This is a genomic window from Acinetobacter sp. 25-47-122 (assembly GCF_056779695.1).
In genome coordinates, this window is sequence record NZ_JBWYIJ010000009.1 from 62,838 (window position 1) to 81,021 (window position 18,184).

The 18,184-nt window shown below is 37.6% G+C and carries 19 protein-coding genes; 12 read left to right on the forward strand and 7 right to left on the reverse strand.

What is annotated here, in order from left to right:
- The first annotated feature begins 108 nt into the window (after positions 1-108).
- Genes AC1M9P_RS09705 through AC1M9P_RS09715 form a run of 3 tightly spaced genes read left to right on the forward strand, consistent with a single transcriptional unit; the run spans position 109 to position 2,137 of the window.
- The gene (locus AC1M9P_RS09705) at positions 109-426 is read left to right on the forward strand and encodes a hypothetical protein (protein ID WP_481587480.1); all 318 of its coding nucleotides are present in this window, start codon (positions 109-111) and stop codon (positions 424-426) included.
- Entirely contained in the window at positions 426-1,871 is a 1,446-nt protein-coding gene (locus AC1M9P_RS09710) for a DNA cytosine methyltransferase (RefSeq protein WP_481587481.1), read from the forward strand. Before AC1M9P_RS09705 ends, AC1M9P_RS09710 begins: the two co-directional genes overlap by 1 nt.
- Complete coding sequence (locus tag AC1M9P_RS09715) at positions 1,868-2,137, forward strand: helix-turn-helix domain-containing protein (protein ID WP_481587482.1); 270 nt, start codon at positions 1,868-1,870, stop codon at positions 2,135-2,137. The genes AC1M9P_RS09710 and AC1M9P_RS09715 overlap by 4 nt, the downstream gene beginning before the upstream one ends.
- 13 nt (positions 2,138-2,150) lie before the next feature.
- On the opposite strand, the gene AC1M9P_RS09720 is transcribed toward AC1M9P_RS09715, so the two are convergent.
- The gene (locus AC1M9P_RS09720) at positions 2,151-3,413 is read right to left on the reverse strand and encodes a tyrosine-type recombinase/integrase (RefSeq protein ID WP_481587483.1); all 1,263 of its coding nucleotides are present in this window, start codon (positions 3,411-3,413) and stop codon (positions 2,151-2,153) included.
- A 313-nt stretch (positions 3,414-3,726) separates the two neighbouring features.
- Entirely contained in the window at positions 3,727-3,960 is a 234-nt protein-coding gene (locus AC1M9P_RS09725) for a hypothetical protein (protein ID WP_035270711.1), read from the reverse strand.
- Positions 3,961-4,233: 273 nt separating this feature from the next.
- Between AC1M9P_RS09725 and AC1M9P_RS09730 the strand changes: the two genes are divergently transcribed.
- Both AC1M9P_RS09730 and AC1M9P_RS09735 read left to right on the forward strand, forming a co-directional pair.
- A complete protein-coding gene (locus AC1M9P_RS09730) occupies positions 4,234-4,782 on the forward strand; it encodes a hypothetical protein (RefSeq protein WP_481587484.1) in 549 nt (182 codons plus the stop codon).
- A 148-nt stretch (positions 4,783-4,930) separates the two neighbouring features.
- Positions 4,931-5,407, forward strand: a complete 477-nt coding sequence (locus AC1M9P_RS09735) for a hypothetical protein (RefSeq protein WP_481587485.1) — start codon at positions 4,931-4,933, stop codon at positions 5,405-5,407.
- Between the two features lie 44 nt (positions 5,408-5,451).
- On the opposite strand, the gene AC1M9P_RS09740 is transcribed toward AC1M9P_RS09735, so the two are convergent.
- The 3 genes from AC1M9P_RS09740 to prmB form a co-directional block, all read right to left on the reverse strand.
- Positions 5,452-5,805, reverse strand: a complete 354-nt coding sequence (locus AC1M9P_RS09740) for a hypothetical protein (RefSeq protein WP_179998066.1) — start codon at positions 5,803-5,805, stop codon at positions 5,452-5,454.
- A 97-nt stretch (positions 5,806-5,902) separates the two neighbouring features.
- Positions 5,903-6,988 (reverse strand): chorismate synthase, encoded by a 1,086-nt coding sequence (gene aroC / locus AC1M9P_RS09745; protein ID WP_481587486.1) that lies wholly within the window; start codon positions 6,986-6,988, stop codon positions 5,903-5,905.
- 14 nt (positions 6,989-7,002) lie between these two features.
- A complete protein-coding gene (prmB, locus tag AC1M9P_RS09750) occupies positions 7,003-8,013 on the reverse strand; it encodes a 50S ribosomal protein L3 N(5)-glutamine methyltransferase (RefSeq protein ID WP_035263595.1) in 1,011 nt (336 codons plus the stop codon).
- Between the two features lie 371 nt (positions 8,014-8,384).
- Here prmB and AC1M9P_RS09755 point away from each other — a divergent pair, with 371 nt between their 5' ends.
- From AC1M9P_RS09755 to AC1M9P_RS09780, 6 genes are all read left to right on the forward strand, one after another.
- On the forward strand, positions 8,385-8,594 hold the full coding sequence (locus tag AC1M9P_RS09755; protein WP_035263597.1) for a cold-shock protein: 210 nt from the start codon (positions 8,385-8,387) through the stop codon (positions 8,592-8,594).
- A gap of 123 nt (positions 8,595-8,717) precedes the next feature.
- Complete coding sequence (locus AC1M9P_RS09760) at positions 8,718-9,023, forward strand: hypothetical protein (protein ID WP_092766328.1); 306 nt, start codon at positions 8,718-8,720, stop codon at positions 9,021-9,023.
- 143 nt (positions 9,024-9,166) lie between these two features.
- Positions 9,167-10,540, forward strand: coding sequence for an ABC1 kinase family protein (locus AC1M9P_RS09765; RefSeq protein ID WP_092766329.1), 1,374 nt, complete (start codon positions 9,167-9,169; stop codon positions 10,538-10,540).
- Positions 10,541-10,767: 227 nt separating this feature from the next.
- Entirely contained in the window at positions 10,768-12,063 is a 1,296-nt protein-coding gene (locus AC1M9P_RS09770; RefSeq protein ID WP_481587487.1) for an acyl-CoA dehydrogenase family protein, read from the forward strand.
- Between the two features lie 30 nt (positions 12,064-12,093).
- The gene (locus AC1M9P_RS09775) at positions 12,094-13,293 is read left to right on the forward strand and encodes an acyl-CoA dehydrogenase family protein (protein WP_035263603.1); all 1,200 of its coding nucleotides are present in this window, start codon (positions 12,094-12,096) and stop codon (positions 13,291-13,293) included.
- 73 nt (positions 13,294-13,366) lie between these two features.
- On the forward strand, positions 13,367-13,852 hold the full coding sequence (locus AC1M9P_RS09780) for a GNAT family N-acetyltransferase (protein ID WP_481587488.1): 486 nt from the start codon (positions 13,367-13,369) through the stop codon (positions 13,850-13,852).
- Positions 13,853-13,892: 40 nt separating this feature from the next.
- Here AC1M9P_RS09780 and AC1M9P_RS09785 read toward each other — a convergent pair whose 3' ends face one another.
- Positions 13,893-15,104 carry an alkane 1-monooxygenase gene (locus AC1M9P_RS09785; protein ID WP_035263607.1) on the reverse strand — a complete coding sequence of 404 codons (1,212 nt, stop codon included), beginning with the start codon at positions 15,102-15,104 and terminating at the stop codon, positions 13,893-13,895.
- A gap of 188 nt (positions 15,105-15,292) precedes the next feature.
- On the opposite strand from AC1M9P_RS09785, the gene AC1M9P_RS09790 reads away from it, so the two are divergent.
- Entirely contained in the window at positions 15,293-16,225 is a 933-nt protein-coding gene (locus AC1M9P_RS09790; RefSeq protein ID WP_481587489.1) for an AraC family transcriptional regulator, read from the forward strand.
- 74 nt (positions 16,226-16,299) lie between these two features.
- Here AC1M9P_RS09790 and AC1M9P_RS09795 read toward each other — a convergent pair whose 3' ends face one another.
- Complete coding sequence (locus AC1M9P_RS09795) at positions 16,300-18,165, reverse strand: SurA N-terminal domain-containing protein (protein ID WP_481587490.1); 1,866 nt, start codon at positions 18,163-18,165, stop codon at positions 16,300-16,302.
- Positions 18,166-18,184: the final 19 nt, after the last annotated feature.

Here is an 18,184-nt window from a genome sequence, read left to right on the forward strand (position 1 = left end):
GCACAGTTGAAATCACATGCAGAGGCAGAGTTAAAACTTATCGGGATATCAATCTGTTCGGGATTGAGTCATGCATCAAAGACTTTGTGAGTACGTGGGGGTATCGAAATGGCTAAGTTATTACCAAATAGCATCTCAGGACCTTTTTTAGAGTGGCTTGAGCGTGGTGGTCACAAGATTACATTAAAGAAAGATTTAATGGTCATCACTAAAGATGGAAAGCGTGGCGCAATACCATTCAAGCGCCACAGAGTTAAAGACTTTTATCATTTGGATGAGTATTTAACTCAGCGTTACGAGTTATTTCTCACTCAATATTTTAAATATGGCAAAGATTTTATTCATGATTTGAGGCTCGGCATTGCGAACAGATATTTTCAGGCAGTTCGAGTTAATCAGTTGGCAAATTTAGCGAAGGTGGCGTAATGGATTTACTACCTCACGAACTCATCATAGATAATTTTGCTGGTGGCGGTGGCACAAGTACGGGGCTTGAGCAAGCATTTGGCCGTCCAGTTGATGTTGCTATTAATCATGACCCAAAAGCTTTAGCAATGCATCGTATTAACCACCCTAATACAAAACATTATTGTGAAAGTGTTTGGGATATTGACCCAATTGAAGCGACAAGCAATCAACCAGTTGGTTTGGTGTGGCTCTCGCCTGATTGTAAGCATTTTTCAAAAGCGAAAGGTGGCAAACCAGTTGAGAAGAAAATACGAGGTTTAGCTTGGGTAGCTTTGCGATGGGCTGCAAAAACTCGCCCTCGAGTAATAATGCTCGAAAATGTAGAGGAATTTAAAACCTGGGGTGATCTAGGTGCTGATGGTAAGCCATGTCCTAAAAATAAAGGTCGCACTTTTAATACCTTCGTTAATGCACTCAAAAGACAAGGTTATGTTGTTGACTGGCGTGAACTAAGAGCATGTGATTATGGATCGCCAACAATCCGTAAACGCTTTTTCTTAATCGCACGTCGTGACGGGTTAAAAATTCATTGGCCAGAACCTACCCACGGTCATCCCGATTCAATCCAGGTGCAAAAAGGTATTTTAAAACCTTGGCGTACTGCTGCTGAATGTATTGATTGGTCTATTGAATGCCCTAGTATTTTTTCTCGCAGTCGTCCGTTAGCTAAAGCAACTATGGATCGTATCGCTGCAGGTATTCATAAATTTGTCATTAATAATGAATCACCATTCATTGTTAACAGTATGGCACCTGTTTTAACCGAATGTGCTAATGCATCCAATAAGCGCTCGATGCCTGCAGATGAGCCATTAAGAACAATTTGTGCTCAGACTAAGGGTGGTCATCATGCATTAATTTCAGCACATATTGCTAAGAATTTCACAGGAGTTGTTGGTAGTGATATCACAAATCCTATTCATACCATTACAGCAAAAGATCACAATTCTTTAGTTGTGAGTCATTTGCAGGTAATGAAAAAAAATAGTGTTGGTCAAAATATTGATACACCCCTCAATACCTTAACTACCGTTAATGCATTTGCAGAAGTTCGTGCTTTTTTAACCGCTTTCTATGGGAATGAAAAAGATGGAAATAGTGTAAATAGCCCTTTAAGAACAATTCCCACGCGTGATCGATTTGGTCTTGTGAAGGTTAAGGGACAGGACTATCGAATAACTGATATTGGCTTTCGTATGCTCCAACCGGTTGAGCTTTTCAAAGCTCAAGGATTTCCGGAAACTTATATTTTTGAAAAAGGAATCGATGAACACGGAAATGAAATTAAATTAACCAAAACAGAGCAGACCCGCATGGTTGGAAACTCTGTATGTCCGCAACTGTCACGCGCTTTAGTTGAAGTGAACTTTAAACATGAATTGAAAATTGGAATGGTGGCATGATGGCTTTAAAAAGTTTTAAGAATATCAGTGAAGATGAACGTTCTAAATTATTAAAACCATTTTTAGATGCACCAGACGATCAAAAGTTTGGACAAGATTTGGTAGCGTTGTATTTAGATTGTTCCCCGTGGACATTGGCTAGAATGCGCTGTGATGGGTCTGAACTTCCCTACACCAAAATAGGTCGTAGAGTTGCTTATAGAAAAGCTGATGTTTTAGCTTTCGAAAAAAGCAGAACCGTCACCTGCACAGCTCAATATGCATAAATAAAAGGCAGGTTTATCCTGCCTTTAATTGTTTGAGTCTTTCATCCCATACACTTTCATAATTAAAACAATCAATTTTCCCTTGATATACAGCCTCAATCATATTCATGGATGCTCTTAATTCCTCCATCGGGATTTGAACATAGCCGCCCGTGACATCTAACCGTGGTCTAGCAGTATGGTTAAGGAGTCGTTTAGTCACATATATGTTAAATCTTAGTAAATTACATATCGTCGCGAAGGTGCGCCTAAAATCATGCATCGATACATAAAAATTAACCTGAGCACCTATTTTCTTGAGAGCAGTATCTACTACAGTAGCGTGAATATTATGGGAAGTTGGAAGTTTAGTCGCTGGGAATACCCAATCATTTTCTTTTAGTAAGTATCTTTCTTTAAGTATGGATAGTAAGTGGTCCCCTATTGGAAATTCATGATTAGAACCATTTTTGGTATCTCGAAAAATAACTATACCTTCTTTAAAATTCACATCTTCCCATTTAAGTCCGCAGACTTCTTGACGACGGCAACCGGTATACATGGTAAATAAAATGATATCTCTATGCGTGTTTGATCGTGCTGTATTTTCTAAATTGAGCTCATCCTCATAATTTAGAACGGCGTTGTAGTACTTATGAATGATACTTTTATCTAAGTGCCTATTACGACTTTCAATCTTATTCCAACCTTTAGTTACGGCAATAATATCAACTGGATTGCTTTTTAAAATTGGATTTTCATCGGTAGAATAAAGCACATGAATATATTTCCAGACTGTGCCAAGCAATGAAATTGCACCATTGGCTGATGACTTGCTGAGCTCAGATACTTCGATAAATTTATCCAGGACTTCTTTTTTTGTTATTTCGAAGAGCTTACGATCTGACCACTTTAAGTATAAATCAAAGTATTTTTTATACTGCCTAATTGTTTTAGGTTTGAAATCATTTCTATCGATATAAATCTTTAAAGCTTCATCGACAGTGATATTTAAAAAATCATTTACGCTAACTTTTTCATTTGGACTAATGTATTCCCCATTGGAGATTTGAGCCAAAATCATTTGGGCTTTTGCTCGAGCAGAATTTACGGATATTTCGTTCGCTTTCCCAATCACGACTCGATAAAGTTTCCCCTCGTGTCTTCGTTCTACAATATAGGATTTTGATTTCGTGGTGACTCGAATCGCGAAACCGATCAAATCTGTATCTCTGATAATTTTTTGACCAGAATCCGTCAATGGGATAGCATCAACATTAGACTTGTTGAGTTTCATGATTAATCCAATAAACCTTCAGTAAGTTTATTAAATCATGCTTCTCAACAGTCTACAAATAGTCTACACGTGATTTTTTAGGACTTTTATAGCATCGTTAAAATCAATATAAACCACTAATAAATATATAATTTTAAGTTAATGATATCCCACAATGGTGCTATAGAAAAAGTAGAATCCACCTAACCTACTTTGGATTGGGAATGTTTGGTGCATATTGAACCGTGCTTAATTTCGAATAGAACTATAATATTATAAAATAGATAATGAATAGTGATGAGAATGAGTAAGGCAGCTCAAGGCTGCCATTAAATTAATTCAGTGCGATGACTTTAACTAAGATTGTTTGTGATTCTTCAAAGTCATCAAATATTTGCTTTCGATTAAGTTCTTTTGACTTCACTTTAAACTCATGATTCTGGTACTGAATGACTGATGGAATTGAATCGAAATACGCATAGTCTGCCTCGATGGTTTCTTCAAACAATGGAGTGCCCAATTGATAGTCTTTGCTCTTCAGCACCACATATTTCACAGTCGTTTTCATTTCATACTCTTTTATTAACGCTTTATTTTTAGTTATATCACCTTTTGAAAAGTGTTCAATCAAAAATAGAAACGTTTGACTATAAAGGACTCAATCAATTATTTTTTAACGCCTTTAAGCTTAATTAAAGCAACATGACAAGCATCACCACAAAGAAAAATAGCAAAATAAGACAATAAATATATATTTTTTGATAACTGGTTAACATTTATATGGATTCTATGCTAAATTTAGCATATACAAAAACAACATCTATTTAACTGGTTGATAATAATGAAAGTTCAATTTATATCTATTCTTACTGCTCTTTCACTGAGTGGGTGTATCGTTGTATCCAATAAACCAAATGCAAGTTCTGCAAAAGCTTATGCATCTAATGTTATTGATTTTAAACCTTCAGAAAATGCCAAGCGAATTGAAACACGTGGTCAGGTGATTTGTGAACCGTTAAAACCATGTACTGAGTTAACATTTGATTGGAAACAGCAGAGCAATAACTTATTTAGAGTACATACAAATCTATTTGATCGAAAATCTTTTGATATCAAGCAAGTGATCTTCACGCTAGATGGTCAAACTTATCCTTATACAACTTTAACTCAAACCAATACACGATCAGTCAACAATTCAGATCTCATTAACTCTACAAATTACATTGATGTACCAATGAATTTTGTCGTTATGTTTGATCAGTCTAAATCTATCGATATTGCTGTAGTGACAGATCAAGGTGCTATTACGCATAGCATTTTAAAAGATGGGCATGCATCGTTTGCCTATCAAACATTTAAAAGTGGCTACCAACAATTTAAGCAAAAGTAAAAAAAGACCCACTATGGGTCTTTTTTTAATCATCGATACAAAACTGCAACGTGTTATTAGACTGCTAGGCATTTCATTTTTTAGAAATTTTCGTTAGATTTAACAAATTGTGTACACAGTTATAATAAACAAGACAATAGGTAAAATCATGAAAATCAAACTAGCGCTTATTTCAGCATTGGTTGTATTAACAGGTTGTGCAGGAAGTTATCCAGAACGTGTTGTAACCAAAGGACCTCTCATCTGTGCTACTGATGAAATTTGCCCTGAACTTGCACTACGTTGGAATGATGAAAAGCGTAATGGTTTTAAAATAACTGCAGATGTAAATGACACTGTACAGCACGATATAAAACAATTGAACTTTATTGTTGATGGTCAGCCTTATGTCTATTCAACAATTCAACCAACCCAATATGCAACTGTGGCAGGTGTAACAAATTCATCTAATTTTATTATCGTTCCTGTAAGTTTTTTAAACTCATTTAGAGACGCAAAACAAATTGATCTAAAAATTGTGACAGCTAACGGCGAAGTGACTCGTCCAATCTTGCAAGCTGATGGTCAGAAATCTTCTGCTTACTTAACCTTTATCAAAGGTTATACAGGTCAAACTATCGAATAAATGCATTATTCATTAAAAAGCCAGTTCGTTGAACTGGCTTTTTTTTAAGACTTACAACTTTTTTGATAACTTGTTCCTAAATCTTGGAATGATCGATCAAAAGAATTTCTCATTTTTCTTGCAAACAATGCTTCTTCCTTTGCTTTAGCCATATGAATATTCTTTTGTGCTAATCGTTCTAAAGCATTTAACGCATCTGCATATTCACAAGCTCTTTGAATGATCAACGAAATATTCTGCTTACTATCGACCGATTGATGTAATCGAATTTGACTCGCCTCAATCTCGTTATAAATTGACTTCACTTCAATATCAAACTGAGATTGCGTTAAGCCATTCGCATAACTATACGATAATCCACATAAGACCATCGCCCCAACCAATATCCTTATTTTCAATTGAATTCCCCATAAAACGTTCAATTGCAATTTTAAAATTATATTAAAAAGCCAGATAAATCATCTGGCTTTGACATCATACGCTTTTTTACTTCGGTTAAATTGGCTCAAATGGCGCAACAACGTCGGCATTTTGGGCACGATGACGCATAAAGTGATCCATTAACACGATTGCAAGCATCGCTTCAGCGATTGGTGTCGCACGAACACCCACACAAGGATCGTGACGACCTTTAGTAAGCACATCCGTATCTTCACGATTAATCGTAATCGTTTTACCTGGTGTAGTAATAGAAGCAGTAGGTTTTAGTGCAATTGATACACGAATATCTTGACCGCTTGAGATACCGCCTAATATACCACCAGCGTGATTCGCTAAGAAGCCATCAGTTGTCAGTTCATCACGTGTTTCATGACCAAATTGTTCAGCCACGCCAAAACCATCACCAATCTCTACACCTTTAACCGCATTAATTGACATCATCGCATGTGCGATATCAGCATCTAAACGGTCGAAAACAGGTTCTCCCCAGCCTACGGGTACTTTTGAAGCAATAATTTCAAGTCGTGCTCCACAGCTTGTTCCTTTTTCACGCAAAGACGTCACAAGTGCTTCAAAACGTGGTACAGCATCTACATCACCACAAAAGAATGGATTATTCGGCACTTCATTCCAATCTAGTTTTTCTGTTTTTTCAGTTCCGATTTGTGTTACATGCCCACGGATTTCAATACCAAATTTTTCAAATAAGAATTTTTTAGCAATTGCACCCGCTGCGACACGCATCGCTGTTTCACGTGCGCTTGAGCGACCACCACCACGGTAATCACGGAAACCATACTTTTGTGTATAAGTATAGTCTGCATGACCTGGACGGAAAGTTTGTGCGATATTACCGTAATCTTTAGATTTTTGGTCTGTATTACGAATTAAAAGACCAATGGATGTCCCAGTGGTTTCACCTTCGAACACGCCTGAAATAATTTCAACCTCATCTGGTTCTTTGCGTTGTGTTGCAAATTTAGAGGTACCTGGTTTACGACGATCTAAGTCTATTTGTAAGTCCTCAGCTGATAACTTCAGACCTGGTGGAACTCCATCTACAATCGCCATCAAACCAACACCGTGAGATTCACCACAAGTTGTTACACGGAACAATTGTCCAATACTATTGCCAGCCATGTTCAACAACTCCTTTATACTTGAACAGATTGAATGAATAAATCACGATATTGACGGCATTGTGCTGCAGTCAGTGCAAAAATACCTGACCCACCACGTTGGAATTGCAACCAGTAGAAATCAACAGTATTAAAGTTTTGCTTCATCGCCCATTCTGAGTTGCCCACTTCAATGACGATTAAACCATCTTCAGTTAAATAGTCTGCGGCTTGAGCCAGCATTTTACGCACAAGATCCAAACCATCTTGACCCGCTGCCAATGCCAACTCTGGCTCGTGATGAAACTCATCTGGTAAATCTGCCATATCTTCAGCATCGACATACGGCGGATTAGAAACAATTAAATCATATTGATTTTCGGCAGGTATTTTAGCGAAAAGATCAGATTCCAATAAAGCGACTTGATACTGTTTATTGTGATGCTCACAGTTGATTTGTGCAACTTCAAGGGCTTCTTTTGAAATATCAGTAGCATCGACTTCAGAATCAGGGAATGCATATGCCAAAGCAATCGCGATACAACCAGACCCAGTACACATATCCAAAATACGCTGTGGAGTTTTAGGATTTGGATTCACTGGCAAATTATTGACCGCCTCACCCATTTCACCATTTTCAGTCAAACAATAAGGTGCAAAACGATTTTCAATCAGCTCAACGATTGGTGAGCGTGGAATCAGTACACGCTCATCGACATAAAATGGTTTACCAAAGAAATAAGCAAGATTTAATAAATATGAAGTAGGAACACGGTCATTGATACGACGTTCGAGTAAGCTCAAGAATTCCGCAACTTCGCTTGGCAGCAATTTTGAGTCTAAAATCTCAGCATCGGCATTCCAGTCCAGTGACAGAGTTTGTAAAACTAAAGCAGAACTTTCAGCAAAATAATCTTCAGTACCTTGACCTAAGTGTGCATCGTATTGACGTAATGCTGTAACTCCAAAACGAATAAAATCTCGAATAGTTGTTAAGTTTTCAGCGGCTTCCTGTAGATGTTCAGGGCTAATAGTCGGTCGATCCACTTAAGGCGTCTCCAAGGTCAAATTTTTAAAAACGGTCTATGATACCTTGTTTTGTCCTATTAATAAAAAGTTCTATCCGTGTTATTCGGCAAATTTGTATTGAAAATTTGAATAGTTAGAATTATCTATTGAATAAGGTCTACTCATTCAAGTTTTAAAATAGCGAGAAAGTTGATTAAAACTAACGATATTGAAAATAATCGTGTATACTCGAAGCCAACTAGAAAATTTATGTTGTTTCATTAAATCTTTTATTTCGCAGTGTTAGTCATAATCCTACGTTTGGTTTCAGATTTTAAGTTTCATTTTTTTTCCAAGTTACATCATTGAGTTCAAACTCATAACATTAAAGTTTTATTAGGATTCCTATTATGTCTAATACTGTTAAAGGTACAGTTAAATGGTTCAACGAAACTAAAGGTTTCGGTTTCATCCAACAAGAAAACGGTCCTGACGTTTTTGCTCACTTCAGCGAAATCAAAGGTTCAGGCTTCAAAACTTTGGCTGAAGGCCAACAAGTTGAATTCAGCGTAACTCAAGGTCCTAAAGGTCCTAACGCTGTTGACATCGTAGCAGTTTAATTAACTGTTAAAAAAGCGGGCTTAGCCCGCTTTTTTTTCGTCTCTCGAAAAGTTCACCATACTTGAAAAAGAAAATTTAGACTCAAAATAAGAAAAGTTAAAGTGAATTTCAAAAGTTAAAGTATGAGTTATAAACACAATAATTTAATGGCAATGCGTCAAAATTACTGGAGTGATGATTCTTCCCCTCGTGTCACAACAGAAAAACAATTTCTTAAGCAATTTTTGATGGATCATCAAATTTTTGAAAATCCAAGTTCGGATGATGTTAAATATTTTGTCTTCAGCTTACCTAGCGTCATTATTATCAAAGCATATGCCCTTGGATTTATTCATGAAACTGTTGTCAACTTAATGAAGTTATTCATTTCAGAGTATCGCGTGTCTCTATCGGCTCGAGTTCAACTCCCAGTTAAATACCGACTTTAAAAAGCGTAGGCTATTTAAGTTTGAATAAATTGACCATTTATACACCTGATATTGAAATACTTGAACTATTTTAATACGTTCATAACATGTAATATTCAATACAATGATTTCTCTGCGCGATTCGCTTAAAGGACCTAAACTTCATGTCAGATCAGAATGAAAAGCTTAAACAATTAAAAACTTCTTCAATGGATCGCCGTCTTTCGATTGCGAAAGCTTCTCTACTGGCTGGCACACGCTGGGCTGCTTCAAGTGCGAGTTCTATTTTTTCAAGCGAGGAAGAAAAAGAAAAAAAACGTAAACAAGCGATGAAAGAACAAGCTGACTATCTCGTTGCTGAAATCGGTAAATTAAAAGGCTCTATCGTCAAAATTGGTCAAATGATGGCGTTATATGGTGAGCATTTTCTACCTGAAGAGATTACGCAAGCCTTAAACACTTTAAATAATCAGACCGTTGCCCTTGCCTGGCCTGCGATCCATGAGCAACTCCGCAACCAACTTGGCTCTAAACTCGATGATCTCACCATTGATCATGAGCCTTTAGGCACCGCATCATTAGCGCAAGTTCACCGTGCAACACGTAAGTCTGATGGTCTTGAATTGGTGCTCAAAGTTCAATATCCAGGTGTAGCAAGCGCAATTGACTCAGATATGAGCTTGTTTAAGAACATGCTCAAACTTACACGCATGGTTCCTCAAACTCGTGAATTTGATCAATGGTTTGATGAGGTTCGCGAAATGATGCACCGTGAAGTAAATTACAAAATTGAAGCTGAAACAACACGTCGTTTTAGAGCGCGTTTAAAAGATGATCCGCGTTATGTTGTTCCACAAATTATTGATCAATATTGTACAGATCAAGTGCTTTGTATGACTTTTGAGCGTGGTGTTCCGATTAATAGCCCAGTCATGCTTTCACTCCCTCAGGAACGTCGCAACAAATTAGGTGAAGCATCGCTTGAAATTGCCGTTCGTGAAGTATTTGAATGGGGCGAGATGCAGACTGATCCTAACTTTGGTAACTACCTAGTACGCTTAGGTGACGGCGCGCAAATTGAAGATAAAATCATTCTTTTAGACTTCGGTGCGATCCGTCAATTTGATGATCAACTCCTCAAGGTAGCTCGTAATTTAATTACCGCGGGCTATCATCATGATGCTCAAGCCATGGTCAATGCTATGACAGGTTATGAGTTTTTCGATGCAATGCCATTAAGCATTAAACCTGACATGGCAAAAGTGTTCCTTCTAGCTACTGAAGCTTTTAGTACTTATAGCAATAATCCAGACCTACCAACAGGCATTATGGATGAACAGCAGCGCTATGATTGGAAACAAAGCCAACTGCATAGCCGTGTGATGCAACGAGCATCCAAGTCGATGGCATCGCGCTATTTTTCAGTTCCACCGAAAGAATTTATGTTCATCAGTCGTAAGTTCATAGGTGCATATACATTCATGACTGTGATCGAAGCAAAAACAAATGTGCGCAAAATGATCCAATCATATGTTTAAGGAACAAAGACCATAGTGATCTATCGTGTCACTATGGTCAATTTATTAAATAAAAAATTTAATTACTAAAAAAAATATATCTTAAATTTCATTAGAATACCTATTGAATTACCATTTATCTGTTTGGTCAAAAAAGTCTTTTAAGCTAGTCATTTTCGACATAGTCATTTCACTAAACACATGTCACGATCTTGTTGTATAAAAAAACCATCAGGGAATTTACAACAATGAATGATATCGCAAACAAAGCGCAAGGTTTAGGCTTAGCCTTGATCACTAAGCTCGCAGGCAGTGATTTAATCGATCAATTAAAACTAAGAAAAATTATCGAACGCTCGCTTTATCAAGGTTCTAAGGCTGGATTTAAAACCTTGGGCTCTACACAGAAAATTTTTAAACAAAAATCCAATACTCCAACTCAACGTCTATCCAATCAGCAAAAAGGGTTATTTGATCTCAGCCTTTCTGAAGAACAACAGATGACTGTTGATGCGATGCAACAATTTGCTCATGAAGTTCTCTACCCACTAGCACATACAGCCGACCACCAAGCTACTTTTCCAGAAAACTTATGGGCTCAATTTAAAGATTTAGGTGTCAATTATTATGCATTGCCTGAACAATACGGCGGCGTTGCTTCAGAAAAGAATGTGGTTACAAATGTGCTGATCGCAGAGCAACTTGCACAAGGTGACTTCTCATTAACAGCTACATTACTCTCCACGTTCTCAGTCATTAATGCAATTACACAGTGGGGTTCAGCAGAGATTCAAAATAAGTATTTGTCGGCATTTAGCGAACAAGATGATCTATTTGCAACTTTTGCTGTTCAGGAAAATACACCTGCTTTCAACCCTTTCCAATTAAAAACAAAAGCGACACGCCAAGGCGATCATTTTGTCATTAATGGTGAAAAAACTATCGTTATTCTAGGTGAGCAGGCAGATCTTTTATTGGTTTCCGCAGATTTAGATGGAACAGCTCAAGTTTTCATTGTTGAGCGAAGTGAAACCATTTCATATAAAGCTAATCCAGCAATGGGGCTTAAAGCAACCCAATCTGTGAGCCTAAAATTTAACAACACACCAGCATTTAAACTGAGTGAGCAAGATTTTGATTATTCAGCGTTCATTGATCTGGGTAATTTAATGTGGTGTGCAATGGCAGTGGGTACATGCCAAGCGGTTAAACAATATTGCATTCAGTATGCCAATGAACGCACCGCATTTGGTGAACCAATATCCCACCGTCAAAGTGTTGCATTTATGATCGCGGATATGGCTATTGAAATTGATGCTATGAAAATGTTGGTTTTGAATGCTGCAAGCCGTGCAGAATCAGGTTTAAGTTTCCATCGTGAAGCATACTTAGCACGAATTTTATGCGCAGAAAAATCAATGAAAATCGGCACTGATGGCGTACAACTCTTAGGTGGACATGGCTTTACCAAAGAACATCCAGTTGAACGTTGGTATCGAGATTTGCGTGCTACTGCCATTATGCATTCTGGTTTACATGCTTAATCAAATAATAAAAATTTAAGGACAAAGATGATGAATTTAGAAAATCCGAAAAAATTTAAAATGCTTGTTGATCAAGCTCATCAGACAGCGTTAAACGTGCTTCGCCCTATTTCACGTAAATATGATAAAGCTGAACATGCTTATCCCAAAGAACTCGACATGTTAGCATCCCTATTGGATGGTATGAATGAAGGTGGCGATGGCATGAATGCTGGCGCTGCCGTCAATAAACGTGGAGATACGACTCAAGGCAACAAAAATGGAGTGAACATGTCTACTGCTTTGGGTGTAATTGAGATGTGTTATGGCGATACTGGTTTATTACTTACCATGCCTCGCCAAGGATTAGGTAACTCTGCAATTGCTGCTGTAGCCAATGAAGAGCAACTTGAACGCTTCAAGGGAACTTGGGCTGCGATGGCAATTACCGAGCCAGGCTGTGGATCTGATTCTGCAGCAATACGCACCACAGCGACTAAAGATGGTGATGATTATATTTTAAATGGCGAGAAAATTTTCGTCACTTCTGGCGAACGAGCTGATTCAGTCGTGGTTTGGGCAACACTCGATAAAAAACTTGGGCGTGCAGCAATCAAATCATTTGTTGTTCCTAAAGGCACGCCTGGCATGACCGTTGAACGTCTTGAACATAAACTCGGAATTAAAGCTTCAGATACTGCTGTCATTCGCTTTATCGATTGTCGTGTCCCTGCTGCAAATTTATTAGGCAATGCTGAAATCGATGTTGCAAAAGGTTTCGCTGGCGTCATGGAAACTTTTGATAATACACGCCCTCTTGTGGCCGCAATGGCAGTTGGGTGCTCTAAAGCGTCTTTAGAGCGTATCAAGGAAATTTTTAAAGACCAACTAGATGCTGAATATGCCACCCCCTACCTTCAATCCTCAAATATTGCAGCTCAGATTTATCGTATGGAAGCAGAATGGGAAGCTGCTCGTTTATTAACCCTAAAAGCTGCATGGATGGCTGACAATAAAAAGCCTAACTCGCGTGAAGCTTCAATTGCAAAAGCGAAAGCTGGACGAATTTGTAATGAAATTACATTGAAGTGTGTCGAACTTGCTGCAAGTGTAGGCTATACCGAAGATGAGTTGTTGGAAAAATGGGCGCGTGACTCCAAAATACTAGATATCTTCGAGGGTACACAACAAATTCAACAGCTTATTGTTGCGCGCCGTGAACTTGGAAAATCATCAAGCGAATTGAAATAAATCACGTTGAATTAAACTCAATTCCGATGAAACTTAGATATACTCTGTGAAGATTTACTAAGTTTCATCGATTATGTACTTTATTCGAACTATTCAACCCCAAGATAATCCCCATATTGCAAAAATCATTCGTGAAGTCTCAGTGGAGTTTGCTCTCGCTGCTGAATCAGGCTTCGCAGTAGCAGATCCAATTCTAGATCAACTCTATGACGTTTATACAAAACCTCACTCCATATATTGGGTTATTAGCAATGACCAACACGAGGTCTTTGGTGGTGGGGGCATTGCACCTTTGCTGGGCCAAGAAAACACCCTAGAGATACAAAAAATGTATTTTATGCCCTCAATACGAGGTTTGGGTTTTGCAAAACAAATTCTAGAAAAATGTATCCAATTTGCACGAGATCAGGGTTACACGCAAATTTATCTCGAAACCACAGCATCTCTTTGGCAGGCTGTAAAATTATATGAAAAATTAGGTTTTCAACATCTACAACACCCATTAGGAAATACTGGACATAGTGATGCATGTGAAATACGCATGTTAAAAGTATTATAAAAAAAACCGACCCATGGTCGGTTTTTTTTATTTTTGAGTGTTAGCCCAGTAATTTATCAATAACACCAAATTTTTTAAAAATTTTTGCTCGTCGTTTAGGATGAATATTGGCTTTATTTAAATCGCCACCATAATGGTCAAATACGCGCTTATCCATAATTTTAAACCATAACTTAGGTATTAAAACTGGGATCAACATCGTCGCATATCCACTTGGCAACACTGGCGCTTCTTCAAAGTTTCTCAATGCTTGGAATGGTCGTGTCGGATAAGCATGATGATCCGAATGGCGCTGCAACTGGTATAAGAATAGATTGGTTGTGATGTTATTATTATTCCAACTATGTTCAGGCATAGTACGCGAATAACTTCCATCTTCTTTCTTCTCTCGCAATAAGCCGTAGTGCTCAAGATAGTTGACCATTTCGAATAAAGTCACACCATAAAGTGACTGAATGGCTAAGAATGGTAAAATTTTCTTACCATACAGTTTTAGCATCGTTGCGTGAAAAGTTGCACTAATGGCTGCGCCGTGAAATAGTTCATTTTTCAGTGAAAAGAACGATTCACCTTTACGATTTAATCGATGTTTCTCAATCTGTATTGCCGACTTCAAGCCACCGCTAATGGTTCTTGGAAGAAACTCATAAAAGGTCTCACCCATCTTAGAGGTCGCTGGATCTTCTGGAGTAGCAGCACGTTTATGATGCCCATATGGGTGCTCAATACGGAAATGATTGTATCCAAGTGGTGCTAGTGTCACGTGTGACCAATAATGATCTGCACGCTTTGGACGATGGCATAGTTCATGGGCAGTATTCACACCAATACCGTTGATCAATCCCATTGTACAACCAATCAATAACTGATCCAACAATGGAGTTTCTTTACGTGAAACAACATATCCGGCAAAAAAATTGGCTGCATATTGTAAAGGAACAAACATTTTTACTATACGATCATAGTAAGGATCACTGACTAATTTTTTGATCTGCTCATCACTCGGATTATTCTCATCAGTACCGACCAAAGCATCAATGGTGGGAATAATTACGTGTAATAATAAAGGTCCACCTAATGCAAACAATTTTTTAGTTGCTTTAGGTCCGTATTGATATCCAGCCAAAAAGCCCATCCCTAATACAGGCAGTGCTGGACTAAGCAACCATAAGTAACGCTTCTTATCCAGTTGTAAGCCTTGCGCTATCGGGTTCTGACTCAATAACTCTTCAACTTTTACCTTTGCATTCACTTGCAATTTTCCTTTTCTATTTCTTATTTTTATCTTTGGTCATTTCAAATTTCAAATACAGTCGTAATCGTCCAAAAAAGCTATTGAGTCGTATTTCCACAACGATTTTGAAGATAAAATACATTATAGAAATCTTTACACATGTTAAGATTCAGCAATTGTAAGCGTATAGGGAATATACGAAAAACATGGATGCCCTCAGTCAAGTTTTTGAAGATATTCACCTCAAAAATACGGAATATCTCTACCTTCAAGCACAAGGTAAATGGGCTTTTGAGTTAAGTCATCAAACAGCCATGATTACCTATATTTTATTATACGGTGAAGCCTTTTTTAAATTTCAAAATGGCGAACAGCTACACTTAAAAGCTGGAGATATGGCAATTATTCCTTCTGGAATGTCACATCAAGCATATAGCCATCAAGAACAAAGATTAGTCAACATTACTCAAATAGATCATTTATTTAAAGGTTTAAGAGATGATGAAATTATCCTCGGTGACGAAGATGATAAATCTGAGAAATCTCTCATCTTCAGTATACGATCTAATATGGACAGTATTATGGGTGGACCATTGATTCAAGCCTTACCCACTTATATCCATTTAAACAATGCACTGAATGCTAGAGAGCCGGAGTGGTTAAGGATCGGGCTTTATTTCGTGGCTGATGAAACCAAGATGAACCGACCGGGTCGCCATAAGATTATGGATCACGTGGTGAGTATTATGTTAATCGAATGCGTGAGAGATTACATTTCCACGCTTACAGACCAGAATAACTGGTTAAATGCTCTTACTCACCCAGAACTGAGCCCTGCATTTTCAGCGATTCACAGCCAACCAGAACGAAACTGGACTGTAGAATCATTGGCAGAAACTTGCTTTATGTCGCGTTCAAAATTCGCTCATTTATTTCAAAATATGGTGAATGAAACACCATTAGCATACTTACAGAAACACCGTTTAAGATTAGCCAGTCAACTTTTACGCTTGAGCCAGCTTTCAATTCAACAAATCGCACACAAAGTTGGTTATTCATCAGAGACTGCATTTAGTCAAGCCTTCAAAAAACATTATCTATGCAGTCCAAGCCAATATCGTAATACTTATTTGAATTAATCGAATTGAATAAATCATAGCAAAATAAAAAAGCACCGAAGTGCTTTTTTATGAAGATAGAATTACTGGGTGAGTTACTTAATTTTTGCAACTGACTTTAAATACTCAGTGTAATCTTTAAGTAATTGTGTACCACGATAGTTTTGATAAAGCTGTGCAAGCTGCTGTTTTTCTTCAGCCGAAATCGAATCCATCGATGGTTTTTTTACCTCAGCCACACCGATAATTACCATTTCATTTGGTAATTGAGCTGTAGTCACAGACCACATTCCTGCTTTAGGTGCAGGCACACTAAATGCAGCACGTTCAATTTCTCGTTTAAGACCTTGAGAACGAGTAAAAACACCAGCATTTACGAAAGATTGCTGATGCTTAGTTAAAACCTGCTGTGAAGGTAGTGTTTTAAAATCCTTCAACATCGCAGCAACTTTTGCTTGAGCAGCTTCATATGCCTTTTGATTCAACAGCTTTTCTTTGACCTTCGCTTTGGCTACTGATAAAGGTTGAACACCAGCTTCACGGTATTCACGAACTTTTAACCAAACTGTATCACCATTCGCCAATTGTATATTGCTGGTCGCGTTACGATCACCATTTTTTACATCTTGACTAAAGATCTTAGCTTTAACAGCAGGATCCGCTAGGACTGTATTTTGAGTGGCAAGAGTTACATTATTCGCAGTAACCAATTTAGCCGATTTTAATTCCTGAGGAACTACATCTAGTGCGTCGCTACTAACAACGAGCTCATTTAAACCATTCACTAAATCAGAATAAGCATTGGCATTTTTAGATTTTAATAAATCAACTTCAAGACGTGCTTTTTCAGACTCAAAACTAGCAACATTCACTTGAGCAGCTTTAGCTTGAATAATATGTACACCAAAATCAGTTTTTACTGGCTTAGAAATCGTACCTTTTGAAGCTTGAACTGCATTATCAAAAGCATCACCGAATACACCGGCTTCATAACCATCAACTCGACCCGCATTATCTTTGGAACTAGAATCTTCAGAATACTGTTGAGCAGCCTCTGCAAAAGATAATCCTGATTGAATTTTTGCATAGACCTCATTGGCTATTTTTTCAGCCTCAAGCGCAGTACGATTATCTGTTGTAATCAAAATATGTTGGACTTCAACTTTGGCATTTTTATTTTGTTGAGTTACATATTGATCATAAGCTTGTTTTAATTCTGCATCTGTAACAGTTGTTGTGGCATTTGCTACCATAGCAGGCGTTACCAATACATAATCAAGATCAACTGAGGCAGGTTGCTTAAACAGCACTTTATGTTTTTCATAATAAGCAGCGACTTCAGCATCAGTTATTTTTACAGACGTTTTGTAATCATCCAATTTTACAGATGACATAAATAACGTACGTTGCTCACCTTGTAGATTTGCGATTTGCTGAATATCACTTTGGCTTACCAAAGAATTATCACGAATGCTTGAAACTAACATTTGAAGCGCATGATCTTGTCTTAAATTTTGGATTAGACCCTGGCTCGTCATATTAATTGATCGAAGATAGTTTTCATAAGCTTGTTGTGAAAATTTACCATCAACCTGCAGACTTGGCTGTTGAGCAATCATTTGTTCAATCTGAGCATCACTTAAACTGATGCCTAACTTTTCAGCCTGCTGAACCAATAAAGCACGATCAATTAAACTATCTAGAGCCAATTGTTCAATATACGATTGATTCAGAAGTGATTCATCACCTTGAACCATTTGTAAGAATTGATCTTTATAATTCTTAGTTTGAACTTCTAGCTCTTTATTAGAAATTTCTAAATCATTAACGGTTTTAGCAATCCCATCTTTGTTTCCACCACCGAAATAGCCTTCAATACCGACCAATGCCAATGGTGTCAAAAATAATACTAGAAGGACTTTGCCGAGCCACCCTTTAATGAGTTTACGAAACGATTCCATAGGTATTCCAATATTTTAT